The sequence below is a fragment of the Paenarthrobacter sp. NPDC018779 genome, assembly GCF_044391085.1.
GTDB lineage: Bacteria > Actinomycetota > Actinomycetes > Actinomycetales > Micrococcaceae > Arthrobacter.
The window spans coordinates 26,572-49,630 of the sequence record NZ_JBIRZS010000010.1 but is presented as its reverse complement, the minus strand read 5'-3'; the positions used below and the strand labels follow the sequence as shown (position 1 = coordinate 49,630).

At 64.3% G+C, this 23,059-nt stretch carries 25 protein-coding genes; 12 read left to right on the top strand and 13 right to left on the bottom strand.

The annotated features are described in order from the left end of the window. Positions 1-158: 158 nt before the first annotated feature. The gene (locus ACH488_RS12300; RefSeq protein WP_397324513.1) at positions 159-833 is read right to left on the bottom strand and encodes a 4-carboxy-4-hydroxy-2-oxoadipate aldolase/oxaloacetate decarboxylase; all 675 of its coding nucleotides are present in this window, start codon (positions 831-833) and stop codon (positions 159-161) included. Positions 834-843: 10 nt separating this feature from the next. Beyond that, a complete protein-coding gene (locus ACH488_RS12295) occupies positions 844-2,052 on the bottom strand; it encodes an aspartate transaminase (RefSeq protein WP_397324512.1) in 1,209 nt (402 codons plus the stop codon). A gap of 298 nt (positions 2,053-2,350) precedes the next feature. On the opposite strand from ACH488_RS12295, the gene ACH488_RS12290 reads away from it, so the two are divergent. Together ACH488_RS12290 and ACH488_RS12285 are read left to right on the top strand one after the other, a co-directional pair. Next, a complete protein-coding gene (locus ACH488_RS12290; protein WP_397324511.1) occupies positions 2,351-2,968 on the top strand; it encodes a hypothetical protein in 618 nt (205 codons plus the stop codon). A gap of 173 nt (positions 2,969-3,141) precedes the next feature. Continuing rightward, positions 3,142-3,498, top strand: coding sequence for a nuclear transport factor 2 family protein (locus ACH488_RS12285; RefSeq protein WP_397324509.1), 357 nt, complete (start codon positions 3,142-3,144; stop codon positions 3,496-3,498). Here ACH488_RS12285 and ACH488_RS12280 read toward each other — a convergent pair whose 3' ends face one another. From ACH488_RS12280 to ACH488_RS12250, 7 genes are read right to left on the bottom strand one after another with little or no spacing between them, the layout of a single operon-like run. Continuing rightward, positions 3,499-3,933, bottom strand: a complete 435-nt coding sequence (locus ACH488_RS12280) for a hypothetical protein (protein ID WP_397324508.1) — start codon at positions 3,931-3,933, stop codon at positions 3,499-3,501. Between the two features lie 45 nt (positions 3,934-3,978). Further along, on the bottom strand, positions 3,979-4,782 hold the full coding sequence (locus ACH488_RS12275) for an HpcH/HpaI aldolase/citrate lyase family protein (protein WP_397324507.1): 804 nt from the start codon (positions 4,780-4,782) through the stop codon (positions 3,979-3,981). After that, complete coding sequence (gene hpaH / locus ACH488_RS12270; protein WP_397324505.1) at positions 4,767-5,552, bottom strand: 2-oxo-hept-4-ene-1,7-dioate hydratase; 786 nt, start codon at positions 5,550-5,552, stop codon at positions 4,767-4,769. The genes ACH488_RS12275 and hpaH overlap by 16 nt, the downstream gene beginning before the upstream one ends. 4 nt (positions 5,553-5,556) lie before the next feature. Next, complete coding sequence (gene hpaD / locus ACH488_RS12265) at positions 5,557-6,645, bottom strand: 3,4-dihydroxyphenylacetate 2,3-dioxygenase (RefSeq protein WP_397324504.1); 1,089 nt, start codon at positions 6,643-6,645, stop codon at positions 5,557-5,559. A gap of 27 nt (positions 6,646-6,672) precedes the next feature. Continuing rightward, positions 6,673-8,184, bottom strand: coding sequence for a 5-carboxymethyl-2-hydroxymuconate semialdehyde dehydrogenase (gene hpaE, locus ACH488_RS12260; protein WP_397324503.1), 1,512 nt, complete (start codon positions 8,182-8,184; stop codon positions 6,673-6,675). Between the two features lie 12 nt (positions 8,185-8,196). Then, positions 8,197-8,850: a GntR family transcriptional regulator gene (locus ACH488_RS12255; protein ID WP_397324501.1), complete on the bottom strand. Its 654-nt coding sequence runs from the start codon at positions 8,848-8,850 to the stop codon at positions 8,197-8,199. Next, on the bottom strand, positions 8,843-10,348 hold the full coding sequence (locus ACH488_RS12250) for a fumarylacetoacetate hydrolase family protein (protein WP_397324500.1): 1,506 nt from the start codon (positions 10,346-10,348) through the stop codon (positions 8,843-8,845). Before ACH488_RS12250 ends, ACH488_RS12255 begins: the two co-directional genes overlap by 8 nt. Before the next feature lie 256 nt (positions 10,349-10,604). Here ACH488_RS12250 and ACH488_RS12245 point away from each other — a divergent pair, with 256 nt between their 5' ends. Then, the gene (locus tag ACH488_RS12245; protein WP_397324499.1) at positions 10,605-11,309 is read left to right on the top strand and encodes an alpha/beta fold hydrolase; all 705 of its coding nucleotides are present in this window, start codon (positions 10,605-10,607) and stop codon (positions 11,307-11,309) included. Between the two features lie 79 nt (positions 11,310-11,388). On the opposite strand, the gene ACH488_RS12240 is transcribed toward ACH488_RS12245, so the two are convergent. Continuing rightward, complete coding sequence (locus ACH488_RS12240) at positions 11,389-11,805, bottom strand: hypothetical protein (RefSeq protein ID WP_397324498.1); 417 nt, start codon at positions 11,803-11,805, stop codon at positions 11,389-11,391. Positions 11,806-11,989: 184 nt separating this feature from the next. Here ACH488_RS12240 and ACH488_RS12235 point away from each other — a divergent pair, with 184 nt between their 5' ends. The 4 genes from ACH488_RS12235 (at position 11,990) to ACH488_RS12220 (ending at position 14,076) form a co-directional block, all read left to right on the top strand. Continuing rightward, the gene (locus ACH488_RS12235) at positions 11,990-12,178 is read left to right on the top strand and encodes a CsbD family protein (RefSeq protein WP_397324497.1); all 189 of its coding nucleotides are present in this window, start codon (positions 11,990-11,992) and stop codon (positions 12,176-12,178) included. A gap of 316 nt (positions 12,179-12,494) precedes the next feature. After that, the gene (locus tag ACH488_RS12230; protein WP_397324495.1) at positions 12,495-12,764 is read left to right on the top strand and encodes a GlsB/YeaQ/YmgE family stress response membrane protein; all 270 of its coding nucleotides are present in this window, start codon (positions 12,495-12,497) and stop codon (positions 12,762-12,764) included. After that, positions 12,757-13,014: a hypothetical protein gene (locus ACH488_RS12225; protein WP_397324494.1), complete on the top strand. Its 258-nt coding sequence runs from the start codon at positions 12,757-12,759 to the stop codon at positions 13,012-13,014. Before ACH488_RS12230 ends, ACH488_RS12225 begins: the two co-directional genes overlap by 8 nt. Positions 13,015-13,203: 189 nt before the next feature. Next, positions 13,204-14,076, top strand: coding sequence for a helix-turn-helix domain-containing protein (locus tag ACH488_RS12220; RefSeq protein ID WP_397324493.1), 873 nt, complete (start codon positions 13,204-13,206; stop codon positions 14,074-14,076). 131 nt (positions 14,077-14,207) lie between these two features. Here the strand turns inward: ACH488_RS12220 and ACH488_RS12215 are convergent, their stop codons facing one another. From ACH488_RS12215 to ACH488_RS12205, 3 genes are all read right to left on the bottom strand, one after another. After that, on the bottom strand, positions 14,208-15,041 hold the full coding sequence (locus tag ACH488_RS12215) for a DUF1206 domain-containing protein (protein ID WP_397324491.1): 834 nt from the start codon (positions 15,039-15,041) through the stop codon (positions 14,208-14,210). Between the two features lie 59 nt (positions 15,042-15,100). Further along, the gene (locus ACH488_RS12210; protein ID WP_397324489.1) at positions 15,101-15,301 is read right to left on the bottom strand and encodes a hypothetical protein; all 201 of its coding nucleotides are present in this window, start codon (positions 15,299-15,301) and stop codon (positions 15,101-15,103) included. A 100-nt stretch (positions 15,302-15,401) separates the two neighbouring features. Beyond that, positions 15,402-17,300 carry a DUF2264 domain-containing protein gene (locus ACH488_RS12205; protein ID WP_397324488.1) on the bottom strand — a complete coding sequence of 633 codons (1,899 nt, stop codon included), beginning with the start codon at positions 17,298-17,300 and terminating at the stop codon, positions 15,402-15,404. Positions 17,301-17,475: 175 nt separating this feature from the next. Between ACH488_RS12205 and ACH488_RS12200 the strand changes: the two genes are divergently transcribed. The 5 genes from ACH488_RS12200 (at position 17,476) to ACH488_RS12180 (ending at position 22,982) form a co-directional block, all read left to right on the top strand. After that, the gene (locus ACH488_RS12200; RefSeq protein WP_397324487.1) at positions 17,476-18,582 is read left to right on the top strand and encodes a substrate-binding domain-containing protein; all 1,107 of its coding nucleotides are present in this window, start codon (positions 17,476-17,478) and stop codon (positions 18,580-18,582) included. Positions 18,583-18,763: 181 nt separating this feature from the next. Continuing rightward, on the top strand, positions 18,764-20,071 hold the full coding sequence (locus tag ACH488_RS12195; RefSeq protein ID WP_397324485.1) for an ABC transporter substrate-binding protein: 1,308 nt from the start codon (positions 18,764-18,766) through the stop codon (positions 20,069-20,071). 111 nt (positions 20,072-20,182) lie between these two features. Then, complete coding sequence (locus tag ACH488_RS12190) at positions 20,183-21,067, top strand: carbohydrate ABC transporter permease (protein WP_397324483.1); 885 nt, start codon at positions 20,183-20,185, stop codon at positions 21,065-21,067. Beyond that, positions 21,064-21,981 (top strand): carbohydrate ABC transporter permease, encoded by a 918-nt coding sequence (locus tag ACH488_RS12185; RefSeq protein ID WP_397324482.1) that lies wholly within the window; start codon positions 21,064-21,066, stop codon positions 21,979-21,981. The genes ACH488_RS12190 and ACH488_RS12185 overlap by 4 nt, the downstream gene beginning before the upstream one ends. Next, the gene (locus ACH488_RS12180; RefSeq protein WP_397324480.1) at positions 21,978-22,982 is read left to right on the top strand and encodes a hydroxyacid dehydrogenase; all 1,005 of its coding nucleotides are present in this window, start codon (positions 21,978-21,980) and stop codon (positions 22,980-22,982) included. The genes ACH488_RS12185 and ACH488_RS12180 overlap by 4 nt, the downstream gene beginning before the upstream one ends. Positions 22,983-23,059: the final 77 nt, after the last annotated feature.

Sequence of the window (23,059 nt, the reverse complement as noted above, 5' to 3'; positions counted from 1 at the left end):
TGTGCCTGCGCCGGGCAACGGATTGTGCCCCGCCACGCCGCCCACAAACCGCGCCGGCCGTGTGGCCGTGCGGCCTGCAGCCTGCAGCCTGCAGCCTGCACAAGGCAACACACCAAAAGGGCCGGTCACCGAGGTGACCGGCCCTTTAGCGTGGAAATCTAGTCCTCTACCAGCAGGCCCTTCTGCTTGAGCTTCTCGGTGAGGCCGCACAGCTCAATGGTGTTGCCGCCGTCGTGGTAGAGCTTGATGAGCTCGCGCTCGTGGTCGTCGCGGGCCTGTGAAAGCGCGATGACTTCCTCGGCTTCTTCACGGCGGACCACAACCACACCGTCAGCGTCGCCGCGGAGGATGTCGCCCGGGTAGATGATCTCGTCGCCGAAGACGATCGGGTGGTTGATGGGGCCGAGGGTTTCCTTGACGGTGCCCTTGATGGACACGCTGCCGGAGAACACGGGCAGGCCCAGTTCAATCAGGTCCTGGGTGTCGCGGACGCCGGAGTCGGTCACCATTGCCGCAATGCCCTTGGCCTTCATGGCGTTGCCCAGGACGTCGCCGAACGTACCGGCCTCGGCCATTTCCTGCGCACCGACCAGCACGACGTCGCCGGCCTGTGCGTAGTGGATGGCCACCTGGAGCATGAGGTTGTCCTGCGGAGCGCAGGCAACGGTGACGGCCGGGCCACAGAAAGACATGGAGCGGTCGATCGGCTTGATCCTGGAGCTCAGCGCGCCGCGGCGGCCCTGGGCTTCGTGGATGGTGGCGGAGGAGAACTTGGCGAGGCGGGCGACGACGTCGGCGTCGGGGCGCTCGAACTTGGTCTTGACGTGGATCATTGCGGTTCCTTTAGTTGAGGGCGTTGACGGCATCGCGGATGGAGTCCACGCCGGCGTTGATGGTCTCCAGCGAGGTGGCGAAGGAGATCCGGAAGTACGGGCCCAGGCCGTAGGCCGAGCCTTGGATGACGGCCACGCGGGCGGCGTCCAACAGGTAGAGCGTGAAGTCCTGGTCGTTTTCGATAACGCGGCCGTCGGGCGCCGTCTTGCCGATGACGCCGGAGCAGTTTACGTAGGCGTAGAACGCGCCTTCCGCCGGAGCAACGGACAGGCCGTTGATCGAGTTCAAACCCTCGACGGCGGCATCGCGGCGCTTGCGGTAAACCTCCACGCTGTCGCGGACGAAGGACTGGTCGCCATTCAGTGCGGCGGCTGCAGCCGCCTGGCTGATCGACGACGGGCACGAGGACGTCTGCGACTGCAGCTTGTTCATGGCAGCGATCAACGGTGCAGGTCCCACGCCATAACCCAGGCGCCAGCCCGTCATGGCGTATGCCTTGGACACGCCGTTGACCAGCAGGATGCGGTCCTTCAGCGCCGGGGCCGCAGTGACCAGGCTGGTGACGCGGCCTTCGCCGAAGTAGACCTCGTCGTAGATCTCGTCGGTGAGGACGAAGACGTGCGGGTTCTCCTCGAGAACGGCACCGAGGGCCTCGAGTTCCTCACGGGAGTAGACGGCACCGGTGGGGTTGGACGGCGCGTTGAGGATGAGCCACTTGGTCTTCGGGGTGATGGCTTCGCGGAGGGCGGCCGGGGTGAGCTTGAAGCCGGTTTGCTCGCCGCACGGAACGATCACGGGAGTGCCGTCGTTGGCCAGGACCATGTCCGGGTAGGACACCCAGAACGGGGCCGGGACAATGACTTCGTCGCCTTCGTTGAGGGACGCCATAAGCGCGACGTACAGGACCTGCTTGGCACCGCCGCCGATGGTCAGCTGGTTCGCTGCATACGAGTGACCGGTGTCCCGCTGGATCTTGTTCAGGATGGCTTCCTGCAACGCGGGGGTACCGGTGACCGAGGTGTACTTGGTCTCGCCTGCGTTGATTGCCTCGATCGCGGCGGCCTTGATGTGGTCCGGGGTGTCGAAGTCCGGCTCGCCGACGGTCAGGTCGATGATCGGGATGCCTTCAGCTTTCAATTCGCGGACGCGGGCGGCCGCGGCGACGCTGGCTGAGGCCTTGATGCGGGTGACCCTCGACGCCGGCAGGAACTCGGACATGTCTCCTCCAGGAAAGTGGAACTCGGGACGCGCGGATTCGCGGATCCCTTTGTTCGAGACTAAGTACGTCCGGGGTGCCGTGGATAAGACCTAATGTGCGTGGATTCATAAGGGGGCCTTATGACGTGGGTCTCTTTGCGGGTTGTCTGAGCCTGAAACCGCATGATTGGGCGTAAATGGGTTCTCATCCATGCACTTTGCTTATGGGTTCACGCGGTATTGGTATTTCCACGGCCGGGTGGACGGTGCCTAGATTCGAGGGGTCAGCAGTGTCCGAATCCTGTTCGAAAGGGAGCCCATGCCAGCGCAAACCCGGCCATCCCAGCACGCGGCTGCGGCATCACCCACGGTCCCGACGGGTTCGGCCATCCTGACGGGTTCGGCGCGGTCCGGTGAATCGCACCAGGCCCAGGGGCGTTCGGCCACGGGCAGGTACACCTACCGCGCCAACTCCCAGGCACGCCCCGCATCAGCGCCCAACGCCGAGCACGCCAAACTCGCCCACGCGCTGGGCGTCCACCGGCAACTCCTCTCCCACGCCGCCAGTTCCATCAGGACGCTGACTGCGGCCAGGAACGACCTGATCGCGCAAGCAGTGGAGGACGGACTGTCGCTGGCCACCGTCGCAGCAGTCACCGGGGAAAACCTCCGTACCGTCCGAACCATAGCTCTGGCTTATGACGATCTGCACGTGAGCGGCCTCCCCCGCCAGGCCCAACTGGATGCGCTCAAGGCCAAGAGCCAGGAGTTGCACGCGGCCGAACACCATCGAGGGCAGATCACCGAGCGCCGGGAAGCACTGATCGTCATGGCCCTGCGCAACCAGGTGTGCGACGACCTTGAACTCGCTTCACTCACCGGCCTTACCCCGGACCACATCCGCCGCTCCACCCGGGGCATCGCCCGCCCGGCTTAGGGCACGGCTGCGGACTCCCCCACACTGCAGGCCCCGCATAAGGCGGGAAGGCAGCGGAAGCTGGCGGGCCGCCGTCGTACGTTTTCGCGGCAAGGGGGACAGACCGCAGGGCGCGCGACCACCAAACGGTACGGACCGTTGTCTCCCGGCAGCCGCGCCGGTAGAACAGAGTGATGAGCGACGTGAATTCGTGGATGGACCAATACCAGCGTGCGTGGACCTCGAACGAGCCGGACCACATCCGCGCGCTGTTCACCGAGGACGCCGTCTACAACACCCGGCCGCACGACCCGCAGGCCTGGCACGGGCACGAGGCAATCGTGAACGAGTGGACGGGCGATTCCTCCGACAAGCCCGAGGACTGGACCTTCGAGTGGACCCTCCTGGGCCAGGACGGGGACACCGCGTTCGTCCAGGGCCTGACCACCTATCTCAACGGCCAACCCGCCTACGACAACCTGTGGGTCATCCGTTTCGCCGAGGACGGGCGGGCGCGCGAGTTCACGGAGTGGTACATGGCGCGGAAATAGCTACCGGGGGCTGACCAGCACGTTGTCGTGGATCTTGGTCAGTCCTTGGAACTCCGGGCGGGAAGTGTCCACGCCGTCGTTGACCAAGGTGGACTCTGAACCGTCGACGCTGGTGACAGTGACAATCCGCTGAGCGATCCCGGCCGCCGAGCAACCCGTCACCCACCGCTCAGGAAGTCCGACGGGTACCACCGTCAAACAAACGGCGCCGGCGGTTTTGCTCCTGCCCGCGTAGTACTTCACATCGTGGTAGGTAGCGAGCAGCCGGGTCGACCCGGGCTCCACCTCAAAATCCACACCGGAAAGACCCACGGAATCCGGCAACGTATCCTCCGCCGTCGCCTCCCGGTCCAGCACCCTCAATCCCGCCGGCTGCGGCGTGCACGCGACAAGTACGGCCAACAACGCACACACCAACAAAACACGGCTCTTCATAGCTCTGCCCCCTCAGGCTGTAGATCGTTCGAGCCTACCCGAGGGTCAGTAGCTGTCCCGCTCGGCCTTCTCCGACGCCGGGATGAACGTCTTCGCGAAACCCTCCGACGCGCGGGCGAGCACGGCGACGTCCGCACCGACCAGCACGAAGGAGGCTCCGGCGTCGAGATAGGCACGGGCGGTGTCCGGGTTGAAGGCGTTGACGCCGGCGGGCTTGCCTGCCGCTTTCGCGGCTTCCAGGCAATGCTCGACGACGGCCCTCACCAACGGGTTTTCCTGCTGTCCCAGCAGGCCCATAGACGCTGCGAGGTCCGAGGGGCCGAGGAAGATGCCGTCCACGCCGTCCACTGCCAGGATCTCTTCCACGGCGGACGCGGCGGCCTCGGATTCGATCTGGACGGTGAGGCTGATGGTTTCCGATGCCGTGGCGAGGTAGTCCGGGACCCTGTTCCAGCGGGAGGCCCGGGCCAGCGCGGAGCCGACGCCGCGCACCCCGTGGGGCGGGTAACGGACAGCGGCGACGGCGGCAGCGGCCTCTTCAGCGCTGTTCACCATCGGGATGAGCAGGTTCTGCACCCCGAGGTCCAGGTATTGCTTGATGACCACGGTGTCGTTGACCGGGGGCCGGACCATGACCTGCAGCGGGTATCCGCTCACTGCGTGGAGCTGGGAGAGGATCGATTCGAGGCCGTTGGGGCTGTGCTCAGCATCGATCAGCAGCCAGTCCAGGCCGGAACCGGCACAGATCTCCGCCACGAGTGGACTTCCGGAGCACACCCACATCCCCGCGAGCGGCCGACCCGCTTCCGCAAGGGCGGTGTAGAAGGTTGGGGTCAGTTGAAGTGGCATGTGACAACTCCCAACGGTCCGTAGTCGGCGTGGACGGTATCACCTTTGTACACCCAGAGGGGCCGGGTGAACGAGCCTGCCAGGATGATGTCTCCGGCCTTCATCGAGTCCCCGTGCGCGGCGATTTTGTTGGCCAGCCAGTGGACCCCGTTGGCCGGGTGGTCCAGGACGCCGGCGGCCACTCCGGTCTCCTCGACGGTCTGGTTCTTGTACAGGATGGCCGAGACCCAGCGCAGGTCCACGGCATCCGGCTTCACTGGGCGTCCGCCGATCACCATGGCTCCCATCGCGGCGTTGTCCGAGATGGTGTCCACGATGGTCCGGCCCTCCATCTCGATCCTGGAATCCAGGATCTCGAGGGCCGGAACCACGTAATCGGTGGCGTTGAGGACATCGAAAATGGTGCAGCCGGGGCCTTTGAGCGAGTCTTTGAGAACGAAGGCGAGCTCCACCTCAACCCGGGGATGGGTGTACTGGTCCCAGGCTACGGAGCAGCCGGTTTCGAAGACCATGTCATCGAAGATCGCCCCGTAGTCCGGTTCGGTGATGCCCGTGGCGGCCTGCATGGCCTTGGACGTGAGTCCGATCTTCCGCCCCACCAACGTGCGGCCGGCTTCCTCGTTCCGCTGCCGCCACAACTGCTGCACGGCGTAGGAATCCTCCACCGTCATCTCGGGGTAGCGTGCGGTGAGCCGCGGCACCGGTTTACGGTTCCGGCCCGCTTCCACCAGTTCGTCGGCAATGGCTTCGATCGTCTTCGCGTCCAGCATGGTTTTAGACCTGCGCTCCCAGTTTGAATCCCTCTGCTGAATTGCCCTCGGTGGGACGGGTGTAGGAGAAACCGTCGGCGCCCACGGTCACGGCCATCTCCGACTTCTCTTCGCGTTCGATGATCGGCTGGGGGTTTCCGTCGAGGTCCAGGACGAGGGAGGCCTCGGTGTACCAGGACGGGACCACGGGGTTGCCCCACCAGTCACGGCGCTGGTTGTCGTGCACGTCCCAAGTGACGGTGGGGTTGTCCGGGTCGCCGGTGTAGTAGTCCTGGGTGTAGATCTCGATGCGGTGCCCGTCCGGGTCCAGGATGTAGAGGTAGAACGCGTTGGACACGCCGTGGCGTCCGGGGCCGCGCTCGATCCGGTCGCTGATGCGCAGGGCGCCCATCTTGTCGCAGATCTGGATGATGTTGTGCTTCTCGTGCGTGGCGAACGCGACGTGGTGCATGCGGGGTCCGTTGCCGCCGGTCAGGGCGGTGTCGTGCACGGTCTGCTTGCGGTGCATCCACGCGGCGTACGTGACGCCGTCGGCGTCCTTGATGTCTTCGGAGACGCGGAAGCCGAGGTCTTCGAGGTACTTCCGGCCGCGGGGGACGTCCGGGGTGACCTGGTTGAAGTGGTCCAGGCGGACAAGTTCACCGGCGGAGTACAGGTCGTAGCGCTGGGTGAGGCGCTCGACGTGCTCAACGTCGTAGAAGAACTCGTACGGGAAGCCCAGCGGGTCCTCGACCCGGACGGAGTCGCCCACGCCCTTGGTGAAGCCTTCCTTGCGGCGTTCCACCCGGCAACCGAGTTCGCGGTAGTAGGCCTCGGCGGCGTCCACTTCGGCGGGCGACTTCACCCGGTACGCGAACGCGGCGACGGCGGCTACCGGGCCCTTGCGCAGGACCAGGTTGTGGTGGATGAACTCTTCCAGGGAACGCAGGTAGATCGCGTTCTCGTCTTCCTCGGTCACGTGCAGGCCCAGGACATCGACGTAGAACTCGCGGGACTTGGCCAGGTCGGTGACCACGATGTCCATGTACGCGCACCGGACAATATCCGGGGCCGGGACCGTGGGGGTTGGGATGGGGCCGGTGAAGTTGCTCATGATGGTCTCTCTTCGTTGAAAGGTGGTTTAGGCGCCGAATTTGGGGGTGTGCACGGAACCGAGGGTGATGTGCACGGCCTGCTGGTCGGTGTAGAAGTCGATGGAGCGGTAGCCGCCCTCGTGGCCCAGGCCGGAGGCTTTGACGCCGCCGAACGGGGTGCGCAGGTCACGGACGTTGTGGCTGTTGAGCCACACCATGCCGGCCTCCACGTTCTGGGAGAAGTTGTGGGCACGGGTCAGGTTCTGGGTCCAGATGTAGGCCGCCAGGCCGTACTTGGTGTTGTTCGCCAAGGCGAGGGCCTCGTCGTCGTTCTCGAACGGGGTGATGGCCACGACGGGACCGAAGATTTCCTCCTGGAAGATCCGCGCGTCAGGTGCGACGTCGGCAAACACCGTGGGTGCGATGTAGTTGCCTTCGGGCAGGTGGTCGGGTCGGCCGCCGCCGGCGAGGAGGCGGCCTTCCGACTTGCCGATCTCCACGTAGGAGGCCACCTTGGCGTAGTGCTCGGGGTGGACCAGTGCACCCACCTGGGTCTTGGGATCGTGCGGGTCACCGACCACGATGTTCTTGGCCCGAGCGGCGTACTTTTCGCAGAACTCCTCGTAGACAGCGCGCTCAACGAGGATCCGGGATCCTGCGGTGCAGCGTTCGCCATTGAGCGAGAACACGCCGAACAGGGCCGAGTCGATCGCGGCGTCCAGGTCCGCGTCAGCGAAGACCACGCACGGGGACTTGCCGCCGAGCTCCATGGACAGGCCCTTGAGGTTGGCGGCGGCGTTGCGGAAGATCGTCTGGCCGGTGGTGGTCTCGCCGGTGAAGGAGATCAGCGGAACCTCGGGGTGCTTCACCAGCGCATCCCCGGCTTCTTCGCCCAGGCCGTTGACCAGGTTGAACACACCATCGGGCAGGCCTGCGTCCTTGAAGATGGTGGCCCAGAGCGACGCGGACAGCGGGGTGAACTCGGCCGGTTTGAGGACCACGGTGTTGCCGGTGGCCAGTGCCGGGGCAAGCTTCCAGGACTCGAGCATGAACGGGGTGTTCCACGGGGTGATCAGACCGGCCACACCGATCGGCTTGCGGTTTACGTAGTTGATCTGCGATCCCGGGACCTTCATGGCGTCATCGAACTGCGCCACGATCAGGTCCGCGAAGAAACGGAAGTTCTCCGCAGCGCGCAGTGCCTGGCCCTTGGCCTGGGTGATCGGCAGGCCGGTATCGAACGTCTCCAGCTCGGCGAGGCGGGCTTCCTGCGCTTCAACGGCGTCGGCGATCTTGTTCAGGACGCGGGCACGTTCGCGCGGCTTCATCTTCGGCCACGGACCATTCACGAACGCTTCGCGTGCAGCGGCGACAGCCAGGTCGATGTCTGCCTTCTGGCCTGCAGCGGCGGTGGCGTAATTCTGGTTGGACACCGGATCCAGGACATCGAAGGTCTTCCCGGAGACCGAATCAACGAACTCACCGTTGATGAAGTGCTGGATGTGCGTGGGCAGATCCTCGGGAACGTAATGCTTGGTGGTTTCTACGGAGGTCGTCATCGTTGAGTTCCTTTAGTTAGTGGTTGCCAGATAGGCGTCGAGGGTGGCGGCGCGGTGTTGGCGGGCTGCTTTTTCGATGGTGTCGGCGTCTGCTCCGGACTCGATGAGCTGGAGCAGGGCCTCGTGTTCGCGCACGGATTCCTGGGCACGGCCGGGGACGAACCGGAATGTCGATGACCTCAGCGAGGCCAGCCGGTTCCAGCCGCGGTGGACCAGGTCAAGGATGTGCGGGTTGGGGCAGTGTTCAAAGAGGACGCTGTGGAAGTCCTGGTTCAGGGTGGTGAACCGGACAGGATCGAAGTGCTCCAGGCACTCCCGCATCTCGGCGTTCACCGCACGGGCCCGGGCGATCGTGGCGGGATCAATGAGCGGTGCGGACAATGCCGTGGCTGCCCCCTCCACGATGCTCAGGGTCTGCATGGTGTAGAGGTACTCGGTGGGGTCGATCCCGGAGACAGTGGCGCCGACGTTCCGTTCGAACTTCACCAGCCCTTCGGCTTCCAGGCGGCGGATTGCTTCGCGGACCGGGACCACGCTGAAGCCCAGGTCCTCGGCGATCTTTGCGAGCACCAGCCGGTAACCGGGTGTGTAGGTGCCCTCCACGATCCGGGCCTTCACGGCCTCATACGCTTGCTGGGATTTGCTCCCGACGGCGGTTTCAGTCACCTTGGGCTCCTTCCGGGCCTTGTTTGGCCAGCCATTCGGCGTACCGGGCCTGCCATTGGGCATTCATCGGGTAGAGGCCATCCACGCTGTTGCCTTCCTGGACCATTTGGAAGATAAAGACTTCTTCCTTCTCCTGGGCGATGCAGTCGTCCACGAGTTCCTCGGCGATGGCCGGCGGGATCACCAGGATGCCGTCGGAATCGGCAACGATGATGTCCCCGGGCTGCACGGTCGCTCCCCCGCAGGCGATGGTGATGTCCGTGTCCCACGGGATGTGGCGGCGTCCCAGCACTGCCGGGTGCGGATTCGCGAAATAGGTGGGCATCTCCAGGTCCGCCACGGCCGAGTAGTCCCGGACACCGCCGTCGGTGATGATCGCCGCTGCACCGCGGACCTGCGCGCGCAGGGCCAGGATGTCCCCGACCGTGCCGGTGCCCTTTTCGCCGCGGGCTTCCATGACCAGGATTTCGCCCTCGTTGACCGAATCGATGGCTCGTTTCTGGGCGTTGAAGCCGCCGCCGTGGGTCTTGAAGAGGTCCTCGCGGTTGGGCACGTAGCGCAGGGTCCGGGCCAAGCCCACCACTTTACGGTCGGGGCGGGTGGCCTGCAGGCCGTCGATGCTGACGTTGTTCAATCCGCGCTTGCGCAGCTGCGAAGACAAGGTAGCGGTGGCGACCGATTCGAGCTTGGCTTTCAGTTCAGGCGACAGACCAGCCGACGCCGGCGCCAGTCCGGCGGCTTCCCGGGAACCGTATGCCTCTTCGCGCTGCGTGTCATCGGTCTTGGGCAAGGCACCAAAGTCCGCGAACGGCGTCGTACCTTCCGTTACTTTGGTGGTGAGGCGGCCGGTGCTGAAGTCGCCGCCGGTGACTTCGATTTCGACGACGTCACCCGGCTTGGCGACGGACGCGCCGGCCGGGGTGCCGGTGAGGATGATGTCGCCCTCTTCGAGGGTCAGGAGCTGGGAGAGGTCCGCGACGAGCTGGGCGAAGGGGAAGAGCAGGTCCTCGGTGGTGTCGTCCTGGACCAGGTCACCGTTATGCCACGTACGGATCCGCAAGGCGGCAGGATCGACGGCGTCGGCCGGGATCAGCGCCGGGCCCACGGGGGTGAAACCGTCTCCGCCCTTGGACCGGACGTTCGAGCCCTTGTCCGCGTAACGGAGGTCGTAGACACCGAGGTCATTGGAGGCTGTGACCCACTCGACGTGGCTCCACGCGTCTTCCAAGCCAACGCGGCGGGCAGCCTTGCCGATCACCAGGGCGATCTCACCCTCGTAACCCAGCAGCTCACAACCGGCCGGACGCTCCACCATGCCCGGCACCTCGGCCGAACCCAACGCCAGCGACGACGACGGCTTCAGGAAGTACGACGGCTGCGCGGGAGTCCGCCCACGCTGGGCAGCACGGCTCGGGTAATTGATGTGGACCGCAATCACCTTACGTGTCCGGTCCAGCACATCCTGGCCCAACTCCTGCGTCCGGAACTCCACTGTCACGACGCTTCCTCCTGAAAATATGGGCGGTCTTGATATCCGATGCTTCGTCTATCAGGTACGAAATCGTATACGAAAACTATGGCGTGTGAACTGGATCGCGTCAACCCCTTTTCCACGGAGGGCTCAGATTCTGCTGGATCATGCGGGGTTTCCCGCTGGCGAGGCCGCGTATTTACGCAGGTGGCTGGCGGCACAAGCAGAATGATCCAGCAAAAAATGGGTTCATCCTGTCAGTGGCCTCCCGTAGGGTCGGGGCATGGACATCATCCTGGTACCTGGTTTCTGGTTGGACGCGTCGTCGTGGGAGGAGGTGACGCCAGCCCTCGTCGCGGCGGGGCACACGGTTCATCCCTTGACTTTGCCGGGCTTGGAGTCCGTTGATGCTTCACGGTCCGGGATAGGCCTGCGGACGCACATCGATGCAGTGATCGAAAAGGTTGATTCGCTGGACGGTGACGTGGTCCTGGTGGGCCACTCGGGCGGCGGCGCCATCATCCACGGCGTGGCAGATGCCCGCCCGGACCGTGTTGCCCGCGCCATCTATGTGGACAGCGGACCGCTCGGGGAGGGTGCTGTCATCAACGACGAACTGCCCAACGATGGCGATGACATTCCGCTGCCTCCGTGGGAAGGTTTCGAGGACGCAGACCTGGTGGACCTGACGGACGAACTTCGCGACGCGTTCCGCGCACGGGCAATTCCGCAGCCCAAGGGAGTGGCCTACCACCAGCAGCGTCTCCACGACGTTCGCCGCTACGAGGTTCCGGCCACGATCATCGCGTGCGAATTCCCGTCCGCCATGCTCACCGAAATGATGGACGCCGGGCATCCGTTCACTGAGGAACTGGCCCGCATCCGGGACGTCGAACTCGTCGACCTGCCCACGGGGCACTGGCCGCAGTTCACCAAGCCCGCTGAACTGGGCGAGGCGATTCTCAAGGCAGTTGAGCGGCGCGCTTAACGCAGGAGCCGGCGTCGGGCGTTAATGCCCGACGCCGGCCATCGCCTTGGGTGCGCCGCCAACCGCCAGCGCTGCCCGGCTAGGCCTTGGGTGGCGTGTTGGTGGCCGGACCCTCAGGGGCTGCTCCGCCCTCGTCCGTCCAGTCGCTGCCCGTGGTGTCGTCGAGCGCGGGATCGGAGACCACATCACCCTTGACCGTAGGAACCGTGGCGGGCTTGTCTGCAGAGTTCTGGCCGTTCTTGGAGTCCAGAATGCCCGGGAACATGGTCTCGGCCTTCTCCATGAGCTTCTTGCCGGCCGCATAAAGGTTGTCCAGGATGTCCGGAACTGATTCCTGAACGGTTTCGGCCGCGTGGTGGACGTTTTCCTGCACGTCCGGGTTCTTCCACACCTTCTCCGAGCCTCCCCTGATCCGGCGGTACACCTCCGGCCAGGACTTGGATCCCCACACGTAGCCCACAGCCACACCCGCCGCGAACAAAATCTTCCCTTTCACAGGAATCACTCCTTTCGAGGTGCCATTTCCCTTATTGACCCTAGTACCCACCAAGACACACTGTCACGCACGTTTCGAGGTCCAAATGATGGCGCATTTGCCGAATTGCCCGCAGCGACTAAACTTTTATGCCAACCAGCGGAAAACCGCCGGCAAGGACATCGCAACCCGAGGAGTGAAAACCATGGGACTGGGTGACAAGATCAAGAATGCCGCCGAAGAACTGGGCGGAAAGGCCAAGGAGAAAACCGGCGAGGCTACCGGCGATCCGGAGCTGCAGGCAGAGGGTCAGGGCGACCAGGCCTCCGCAAACCTGAAGCAGGCCGGAGAGAAGGTCAAGGACGCGGCGAAGGACCTGTTCGACAAGAAATAGGGCCTCAACTGGGCAGATGCAGCAACCCCAAGAGTCCCCAGCAACGCGACCCAAAGAATAATCAGGTTACTTGCTGTTACCCCCGTGAACGGCTAGCGTTACTGGTGTAGTACCGACGTCGAATCAGATCGGCAGGAGTGCTCTTGGTTGCATTTAACAAATGAATCGCACATTGCGGACACCACTTAATCCCCCCATTTACCGGGCCGCGACGAAGTTTGAATCACAGCGCCCGGGAACCCATATTTAAAATCCGGTGAACCACACTTTCTCATCGGGTTCCTGGAATTTTCACATCAAGAAAGTAGGAGCAAAAATGGGTTTCTTTGGATTTCTTTTGCTCGGCCTCCTGGCTGGCGCCATCGCCAAACTGATCTTGCCAGGACGCCAAGGTGGCGGCTGGCTGGTAACCCTCTTGCTCGGCGTCGTGGGCGCCTTGCTGGGTGGCTGGATCGGCGGCCTGATCTTCGGCGAGGGACTCACGCAATTCTTCGCCATCCGGACCTGGCTCCTGGCCATCGGCGGTTCCATCATCGTGCTGCTGATCTGGGGCATGGTCACCAACCGAAGGGCACACCATGGCTGACGAAAACACGGGCGGAACCAACGAAGACCTGGAGGGCCAGTACCCCGAGGGCGATTACGGAACCGGAGGTGCTTCTCCTGAGGCATTGAAGGACGATGCCGGCGGCGACTACACCGCAGGAGACTACGCCGAGAAGACCGTGCCCTCCGCCGATGCGGAACTGGACGAGAAGAACACCGAAGACGTCCCCGCGGATCGGCCTTTCTCCTCTGAACCGGGAGACGAAGCCGCAGGCACGGGTCACCCGTAGGCCGCAGAACCAAACCACAAAAAGAGAACCCGGAGGCAGCCGTTCCTGTCTCCGGGTTCTTGCTTGTCCGCATCTTGTACGCACTGCGCCTGTAGGGCAGGCCAGGGTGTCCTGATACTTTCGGGCAAGGATAGTCGGGGCGGGACCCATGCCCGCCCCGTAGCGTGATTGCCAGGAATGGAGGTGCCCGTGCAGGAGTGGAACAGGGCCATCGAGCTCATCGAGAAGGACCTGACTGCCGAAGTGGATGCCAAAGCACTGGCCAGGATTGCGTTGACGTCGGAGTACCATTTCCGGCGCATGTTCGCCTCGCTGGCTGGATTGCCGGTCTCCGAGTACATTCGCAGGCGCCGCTTGACGGCGGCCACTGCGGAAGTCATCGCGGGATCCACTGTTTTGGACGTTGCCGTGCGCTATGGCTACAGCTCAGCGGAGGCCTTCAACCGGGCGTTCAAGGCCTTTCACGGACTTACTCCCTCAGAGGCCAGGCTGCCCGGAGCAGTCCTCCATTCCCAACCACAGTTGAGGTTCCACCTCCGCGTCGAAGGGAATACCGCCATGAAGCACCGCATCGTCACCAAATCCGCCTTCCGGTTGATCGGCCGAAAAACCCGCGTTCCGCTGGTCCACGAAGGCCCCAATCCGGCCATCATCGAGTTCCAGCGCAGCATTGATCCGTCCGACACCAAACGGCTCATCGGGCTGTCCAACACCGAACCCGGCGGGCCACTCTCGGTCACGGACAACCTGGACGACGGCCGGTCTGAAGGCAGCGAGCTCGACTATTGGCATGCCGTCGCCACCACCGACACCGCCCCCGCTCCGGATGGCTTCGACGTGCTCGAGGTCCCGGAGGGATTGTGGGTGGTGTTCGAAACGGAGGGAAAGTTCCCCGAGGCATTGCAACGGCTGTGGGCCGACGCAGCCACGGAATGGTTTCCGGCCAACCCCTACCGGTGGGCACCCGGGCCCGAGTTGCTCAGCGTCACGGCGGAGCCCGGGGGAACCCACGGCAGCGGGCAACTCTGGATTCCCGTGGAGCCCGAGGGGCAGTCAGCCTAGGGGCTGGAGCAGCGCGAGCACGTCGTCCAGTGGCAGCACCCGCTTGCCGGTACTCGCGGACCAGGCGCGTGATCAGCGCGGTACGTGCCTCTCAGTGAGGCTGTACCCCTCCAGCCTCCCGGCAAACCGTGTCAGGCGTGCATCGTCTTCGCCTTCACCATGAGGAACAGGCCGTAAGCGATCAGGCCAACAGCCACTGCCACCAACAGGTACGGCCCGTAGGGCTGCTCCTTCAGGGCCTTGAGGCTGCCGTCCAGGCCGGTGGATTGCTCGGGCCGGGCGGACACGGCGGCAATGACCACCAGCAGGCCAACCAGCAGCAGGGCGATGCCTTTGGCAATGTACCCCACGGTGCCAACCACTATTTGGAAGGTCCGGAAATCCTTCCGGGAGGAAAGGACCAGGTCCTTCTTGAACGACCGCGTGAAACCACGGACCGCGAAGACGATGCCGGCGATCATGATGCCCGCGCCAATGGCCACCAGCAACACCACCCCGAAGGGAGCCTGCATGAGCGTGGCCGTCCCGTCGCTGGTGGATTCACGGCTGTTCTTGGCCTGGCCCACGGCGAAGGACATGATGGTCAGTGCCAGGCCCGCGAACACGATGCCTTGGCCCGCTTCGGAGAGGCGCTTGGTCAGCTTGGGATTCGTTTGCCTGCGGTGGCCAAAGATTGCGTTGGTCAGTTGCCAGAGGGCCAGTGCGGCACAGGCTGCGAAGCAGACCCACAAGAGGAGGGGCCCGAAAGGCTGGGAAGCCAGTTGGGCGACCGCGCCAGACACATCGGCTTCACCCCCGTTGCCAAAGGCCAACTGCAACGCGATGACACCGATCAGCACATGCAGGATCCCGCTGACTGCGAAGCCCGAACGGGCCGCTATTTCAAAGGCTCGCGAGTTCGAAGCTTCCTCGGCAGCGTCCGCGGCCTTCTTTATCTCTTCCTTGATGGCAAGCCTCCTGATCAATCATGGCGTGCACACCATGGTGCCACCGGATCACCCTCAAGGCCACGTTCCGGAAGTACCTAGTAACCGCACACGGATTGGGGCCAAATGCTCCGCAGGCCCACACCCAGGGGGTTGAACGTCTCGCGGACCGACGTCACTGCGCGGTTCTGGCCGTCACCACCGGAGTGGAATCCCTCCGCTGCTCCGCCAGGACGGGAATCGGCCATTGCATGGGCCGTTCCTGTGTTCGAGGACGGGAGGATGATCTGGTCAGGCATGTCGGCAGTCCTTCCAAGGGTTCCCGTCAGCCCGCTTGGCTGACAGTTCAACCATCGGACGGTGCCCTCAAGAACGACGCCGGGTCATCTCAAGATTTGCTCAAGATTTGGCGGGCACCTCGAAAGACACCCTGAGCTGCTGCCCACCGGGCAGTTGAACGGACGCCTCGATCAGCGCACCGTCGAGGTGAAGTTCGACGGCGGCAGGCTCGCCGGCGGGCGGCTCACCTCCGAGGTACACCAGGGACGCGAAACAGGAGCGGTCTCCAGTGAGCAGTCCTTCGAGGTAGGGGCAGCTTGCGAACATGCCCAGCGGCGAGACGCCCTCGGTGGTCAGGACTCCTGTTGAGGAATAGCCGTGGAGCGGCCATATGCGGGTGTGCAGATTGTCCGCCGAGAGGACTTCCCCGGATGATTGGAGCGGCACTTCGGAAGCCAACGCATATCCGCCCTCCCGCACGCCCAACCCTGATGAGCCGGGGCCTTCCACCACGTGGACGCGCAACTCATAACCGTGAGCGGCCGCAGTCCCCGAGGCAATCCGCCAGAGGGAGTGCGCGGGATCGTCATCGTCGCTCCAGACGGGAGCGTGCCAACTCGCAGCCTGTCCGGATCCGGCTTCGAGGCGGTTGATCCGGGCGCGCCGGCTTGGCGTGCCGGACGCATTGAGGACGGCGATGTGGTTGTCCACGGGAGAATTCGTAAAGAGCGGGGCCGTGTGGCTCGAGTAGGCCAGGCGACGGTACTGCGGATCGTCCGGGCCGGGCGCATAGTACTTGTCGCTCCCGTGGTTCAACACGCGGGCTACGCCGTCAGCGGCAGTTGAATGCAGCAGGTAGTTGGGTCCATCCGCCCGGCCGAGCATGTCCCCGTTCTCCACAGGCGACGGTTCCTCCACAGCCGTCCACACCGGATGATCGGCGGGCAGGAGCAATCCGACGAACGCCTTCGACGTCCAGTACGGCGACGCCGGGCCGGAGTATTCCTGGGTCATCGGCTCAAATGCGCCGAACCACCCAAGGGACGGCAGGCCGCCGTCGTACGCGCCGTTGTCCAGGAAGTATTTCGCCGCACCGCTGGCGATCCGCCGCGTCTGCCCGGGGTTCAGGGGCGTTGCGCAGATGGCCTCGCCGAGGAACAGCGGCGCGACGGCGGCATAGCGGTAAATCAGTGAACGGCCTTGGAAGACAGGGGCTCCTTTCGCACCGAAGAAGGCCTGGTGGTCCTCGAGGAACGCAGCCAGGCGGGTCCGGTACAGCTCAGCTTTCGCGTCCGCCCCCGGATGCCGTCCGGCCGCGAACTCGGACCACAGCACGGGGTACAAATGAAGGGCCCAACCGCAGTAATAGTCGAAGAAATCGCCGGTGCCGTGATTGTCGCCGTCCCGGTACCACCCTCCGCCCACATACCAGTCTTCAAGGCGTTCCAGTCCGTGCTCGATCTGCCCTGCGTTGTGCTCAAGACCAGCACCGGCCAGGAATTCGGCGATGAGCACTTGGAACAGGACCCAGTTGTTATCCACACAAGTGCTGGACGACGAACCCTGCAACCAGGCCGCCACCTGGGCTTGCTCAGCTCTGGACAACGTGTTCCACAGCCATGGCTTGGTCAGTTGGAGGCCCAGCACTATGGATGCCGCCTCCACGATGGGCTGTGAGCGGTCCCTGATGGGCAACCACTCCTCGCCGCTGCCGGGCCGGGTTCCCTCCAGGAGACCGGCACGGTACAGGGCGAGGTGGCCGTGGGGATCGTCGCCCCGCTCCCCCGCCACCCGGAACGCGGCAAGCATGAAGGTCCGTGCAAAGCCCTCCATGCCGTCGGACAGAACGCCCGACGACGACGGCCGGCCCGCCAACGGGATCAAGGCCTTGCCTTCGGAAAAGTACGGGCGAACCGCGAGGAGCTGTTGGTCGGCGAAAGAGATCCAGTGCTCCCTTGTCCACCCGGTGATGGGGCTCAGCTGGTAGTCCGGGTGGGGCATGGTGAAACCGGTAGCCATGGGTCTCCTGCGTTGTGCGGCGTTGCCTGCCCACCCTAGGCCAGCTGTGCAACCTCCGGAACGAGGTGAACAGAAGTGAACGTGGGTATTCGGCTCGACAAACCTCCGGCGGGGTTGTCCGGTAGTCCATAATGAACAAACTGAACACAAGTGAACTTCGATAGGCGGGAACCGCATGCTGTCCGAGGATCGTCAACAGCTCATCTTGAAGGAACTGGCCCTGCACGGATCGGTTAATGCCGCCGAATTCGCGGCAAAGCTGGGGACCTCCGGGATGACAGTGCGGAGGGACCTGGCCCTCCTCGCCGGACAGGGTTTGATCGAGAGGGTCCACGGCGGGGCGGTCCTGGCCGGTGGCCGGGCGGCCACCTCCAGCCCAACGCAGCAACCGTCAACATCGTGGCGCCCGGGCGGGAGACGGCCCTTGGCGACGATCGGCATGATCGTGCCATCGGCGTCGTACTACTTTCCCGGGGTGATCCGCGGCGCCGAAGCGGCCGCGCAGGAGTTGGGCGTCCGGCTGGTGCTGGGGGTGTCCAACTATTCCGGAGCCGAAGAACGGCGCCAGCTCCGCAGGCTCTACGAACACGGCGTGGACGGAATCCTGGTGACCCCGAGCGAGCAGTCGTTGGCGGGCACGGAGACCCTCGAGTTGCTCGCCGAGGCGAAAGTGCCCGTGGTTGTGGTGGAGCGGTCCATCGACAACGCCTTGGACCACGGCCGGCTCGAATCCGTCCGGAGCGACCATGTCCACGGCGCCGAGATCGCGGTGAACCACCTGCTGGGACTGGGGCACCGGAAGATTGGGCTGTGCCTGCGTGAAAACAGCCCCACCGCACCGCAACTGATCGACGGTTACCACCTGGCCATGCGGCGCGCCGGCCACGACTACAGCGACTCAATGGTCCGCTCCATGTCCCGCGCGCAGAACGATCCACAAGCCCATCGGTTGGTGGTGGACGGGATCCTGGACTGGTGCGCGGAGAACCACGTGACCGCCGCGATTGTCCATACGGACGAGGACGCCCTCCAATTCGCGAGCGCCTGCCAGGAACGGCAAATCCGCGTTCCGGAGGACCTCGCGATCATCGCCTACGACGACGAGATTGCCGCCCTGGGTGCCGTTCCGCTGACGGCGGTGGCGCCGCCAAAGTACGACGTCGGCCACCAGGCTTTGGTGATGTGCCTCAACCGGATCGGGGCGAGGCTCGGGAGCACCACGGCGTTGCAGCGGGTGAACCTGTCCCCCGCACTGGTGGTACGGGATTCGACCCAGCCTTAGACCCGCCGAAGTGGCATTGACGCCAAGGTTTGGCAGCATGCCGAACCTTAGGCGAAGAATTGTTCAGTTCTGTTCATCTTGTTGAGCATGTTCACTTTTGTGGATTTCATGGATCCCAGTCACCGTGCCGGAGCCTTCCAGCACTCACGACTCCGCATCGTGAACTTCAAAGGAGAACAGAATGAAGCGTCGCCAGCTTCTGCTCGGAGCAGTGGGCCTCCTGGCCAGCACTGCCCTGGTGGCCGGATGTGGCAGCACCCCGGCAGCTACACCCGCGCCAGCCCAGGATCCAACAGGAAACATCACCTTCTGGTCCTCGATGGCGGGCATGGACAAGGTGGCCGAGGCCTTCAACGCCAGCCAGGACAAAATCAAAGTAACGTTCGAAACGGTCCCCAACGGTGCCAGCGGCGGCTACGCCAAGCTCTCCACGGCCATCACCGCGGGCAACGGCCCCGACGTCGCCACCATCGAATACCCCCAACTGCCCCAGTTCGTCAGCAACGGCCAACTCCAGCCGCTGGACGGACTGATCGACAAAGCCGCCACTGTGGACAAACTCTCCGACGAAACCAAAGGCTTGGTCCAGTTCGGAGACCAGACGTACGCCCTCCCCTACGATGCCGCGCCGATGATCATGTGGTACCGCAAGGACATGCTGGACAAGGCAGGCGTGGGCGTCCCCAAGACCTGGGACGAGTTCGAGGAAGCAGGCAAGAAGCTCAAGGCCGTAGCTCCCGGGGCGCACCTTGCCAGCTTCAACCCGAACGAGGCCGCACTGACTGCAGCCCTGTCCTGGCAGGCAGGCGCCAAGTGGTTCGGCACCGAGGGCGACAGCTGGAAGGTGGGCGTCAACGACGCCGCCACCCAGAAGGTAGCCACCTACTGGCAGAAGCTGATCGACGAAAAGATCGTGAAGGTCCAGCAGTCCTTCAGTGACGAATGGTCGGCAGATCTGGCGAGCGGCGCCGTCGTGGGTGTCCTGGGCGCCAACTGGAGCGCCACCGGCATCCAGAAGCGGACTGAAGCCAGCGGCCAGAAGGGCCAGTGGATCGCCGCCGAAGTGCCCAACTGGGGCACGCCGGCGGACGCGTTCTATGGGGGATCGAGCTTCAACATCACCAAGAGCAGCAAGAACCCGGCTGCCGCAGCGAAGTTCATTGAGTACTTGGCCACGAACCCTGACGCCATCAAGGCGCGCGGGAACACCGGCTCGGCGTTCCTTGCCTTCCCCGGCCTGACACCGGTGGCGCAGAAGGCCTTCGACGCCAGCTACTTCGGCAACGACATTTACCAGGTCTTCGACAAGGCCTACGGCACCATCACCCCTGGCTGGCAGTGGGGTCCCAACTGGGACATCACCAATACCGCGCTCAAGGACGCCTACGGAACACTGACCACGGGCGGCAAGGTGAGGGACGCCGTCGAGACCGCCCAGACCGCCACCGTGGCCGGGCTTAAGCACAACGGCCTCTCCGTCAAGGAGTAGGCCCGCGTGGGCGGGCGGAACTGCACCACAAGGCAGAGCCGCCCGCCCGGCGAGGAGCACATCATGGCCCCGACTAAAACAGCCCCTGAAGCGCGGCGCAGAAGCCGTTCAATGTCCGGAACCGGCGGCCGCACCGCTGCTTTGTTCCTTACCCCCTTCTTCGCCGTCTTCGCGCTGGCGATGGTGGCGCCGGTGATCTATTCGATCGTCCTCAGCTTCTTTGCCCAGCAGAAGTCGGGCCTGGGTTTCGGCCAGGCGAAGACCTCGTTCGTTGGCTTGGAGAACTACCTGCAGGTCCTGCAGTCCGAGAGCTTCGTGGGTGGCATCGGCAGGCTGGCGTTGTACTGCCTCATCTATATCCCATGCATGGTGGGTGGCGCCTTGGCTTTCGCGCTCCTGCTGGACGCGGCGGTGGCCAAGGCCAAGAAGCTCTTCCAGCTCCTCGTCTTCCTGCCGCATGCCGTACCGGGCGTCATTGCTGCGCTGATCTGGGCGTACCTTTACACACCGGGCGTCAGCCCGATCGTTTCGGTCCTGCAAGGCGGGGGGATCTCGCTGAACTTCCTGGACAACCAGCTGATCCTGCCTTCCATTGTGAATATCGCTGTGTGGGAGTGGACGGGATACAACGTAATCATCCTGTTCACTGCGTTGCAGGCCGTGTCCCGCGAAGTCCTGGAAGCCGCACGGGTTGACGGTGCCGGGGAAATCCGTACCGCGCTCAGCATCAAGCTGCCCCTGATCCTTCCTGCTTTGAGCGTGATCATGCTGTTCACCGTAATCGGCACCCTGCAGCTCTTCACCGAACCGTCCATTATTGGCAAGGCGACGGCTTCGGTGACCAGCACGTGGGTCCCCAATATGTGGGCCTACGACGCCGCGTTCAACAGGCACAACCTGAACCAGGCGGCCGCGGCTTCCATCCTCATCGCCCTGCTGGCAGCCGTGCTGTCCTGGGCCGTGACCCGCTTCAGCTCAAGGATGAACAAAGCATGAGCGCCCAAACACTCACCCGACCCACAGCAAGCAGCAAGCCCGCACCCCGCGGAAAGCGCAGCCGAAGATCAGCCCGCACCGGCGGTTTCGCGAGCAAGCTCACCGTCAACGCACTGCTGGTCCTGGGCTGCGCCTACATGGTCCTCCCGGTCCTGTGGTTGTTCTTCGCCTCCACCAAGAACGCCTCCGACCTCTACGCCACCGGCGCGTACAGCTTTGGACAGCCCGCGTTCTTCGAGAATGTGGCGGCTGTGATCAACCAAGACGGCGGCGTCTTCCTCCGCTGGATGGCGAATTCCATGTTCTACGCGGCGTTCGGTGCAGTCTTCGGCGGGCTGATCTCCGTGATGGCCGGCTACGCGTTCGACAAGTTCCAGTTCCGGGGCAAGGACTCCTTCTTCGGAATCGTCCTTGTGGGCGTGCTGATCCCGAACACGGCCACGGTGCTGCCCATGTACATGTTGGCCTCCGTTTTCGGGATCACCAACACCGTCTGGGCCATCCTCATCCCCGTGCTCTGCAACCCGTTCGGCGTGTACCTGGCAAGGGTCTACTCGGCCGCCTACGTCCCTGCGGAGACGCTCGAGGCCGCACGGGTTGACGGCGCAGGTCCGGTCCGTAGCTTCTTTTCACTGGGCCTTCCGATGATGATGCCGGGCTACGTCACCATCGCCCTGTTCCAGTTCGTGGGGGTCTGGAACAACTTCATGCTTCCCCTGGTGATGCTGCAGGACCAGAAACTGCTACCCGTCAGCGTGGGCATCTCCATCTGGCAGGGCTACTCCCTGCCCCAGCCGGAGTTCACGCCCATGGTGATCACTGGCTCACTGCTCTCCGTGATTCCGCTGCTGGTGGCTTTCATCCTGCTGCAGCGTTTCTGGAAATCGGGACTCACGGCAGGGAGCGTCAAGTGACTTTGAACGTTGCACTGGCCATGCCGGAACAAACCGCCCGGGCCGTGTTCCCCGCCCGCAGCCTGGATCCCCTGCGTCCGGCACTCAATCTCCTGGGCCGCGACCCCATCCAGGACTTCCACTCCCCCAAGGGCCGGGCACTCCTGCGGGACGCGGACATCCTTCTCACCGGCTGGGGTTGCGCCGTGATCGATGACCATGTCCTGGACCACGCCCCACGGCTCAAGTACGTCCTGCACGCCGCCGGCAGCGTGAAGCACCACATTGGCGACGCCTGCTGGGAACGCGGCATCCAGGTCAGCTCAGCAGCGGACGCCAACGCCATTCCGGTGGCGGAGTACACCGTGGCCATGATCATCCTGGCCAACAAACGCGTCCTCCAGATCGCGCGGGCCCTCCACAGCACGCGCACGGAAGTCCTGCCCGAACAGCTCTTCCCGGACATGGGCAACTACCGCAAGCGCGTGGGCATCATCGGTGCGTCCAGGATTGGCCGGCACGTCATCCGGCTCCTCTCCGCCTACGAACTCGACGTCGTGGTTTCGGATCCGTACCTCAGCGCCGCGGAGGCGAGCGCCCTCGGCGTCGAACTTGTTGGCCTTGACGAACTGGTGGCGAGCAGCGACGTCGTGAGCCTCCACGCGCCGTCGTTGCCGTCCACCAGGAACCTCATCGACGCGCGGCTGATCAACCTGCTTCGTCCACAGGCCACGTTTATCAACACCTCCCGGGGCGAACTGGTGGACCAGGACGCGTTGCTGGCACGGGTGGAGCGCGGCAACCTCTTCGCGGTCCTCGACGTGACTACGCCGTGGGTACTGCCCTCGGGTTCCGCGTTCTACACCCACCCGAACGTGCTGTTGACACCCCACGTGGCCGGTTCGTTGGGCAACGAACTGCAGCGCATGGCCGCGAGCGCGGTAGAGGAAGCCTTGCGGATTTCCCGCGGGGAGCCGCTGCGCTTCCCCGTCCGGGCGGAGGACCTCGCGTTCACTGCGTAGTGGCTTGGGGGACGTACGACGACGGCTGGCGGGCTTTCGCGCCCTACGGAACCAGCCGCCGTCGTGCGTTAACCGAA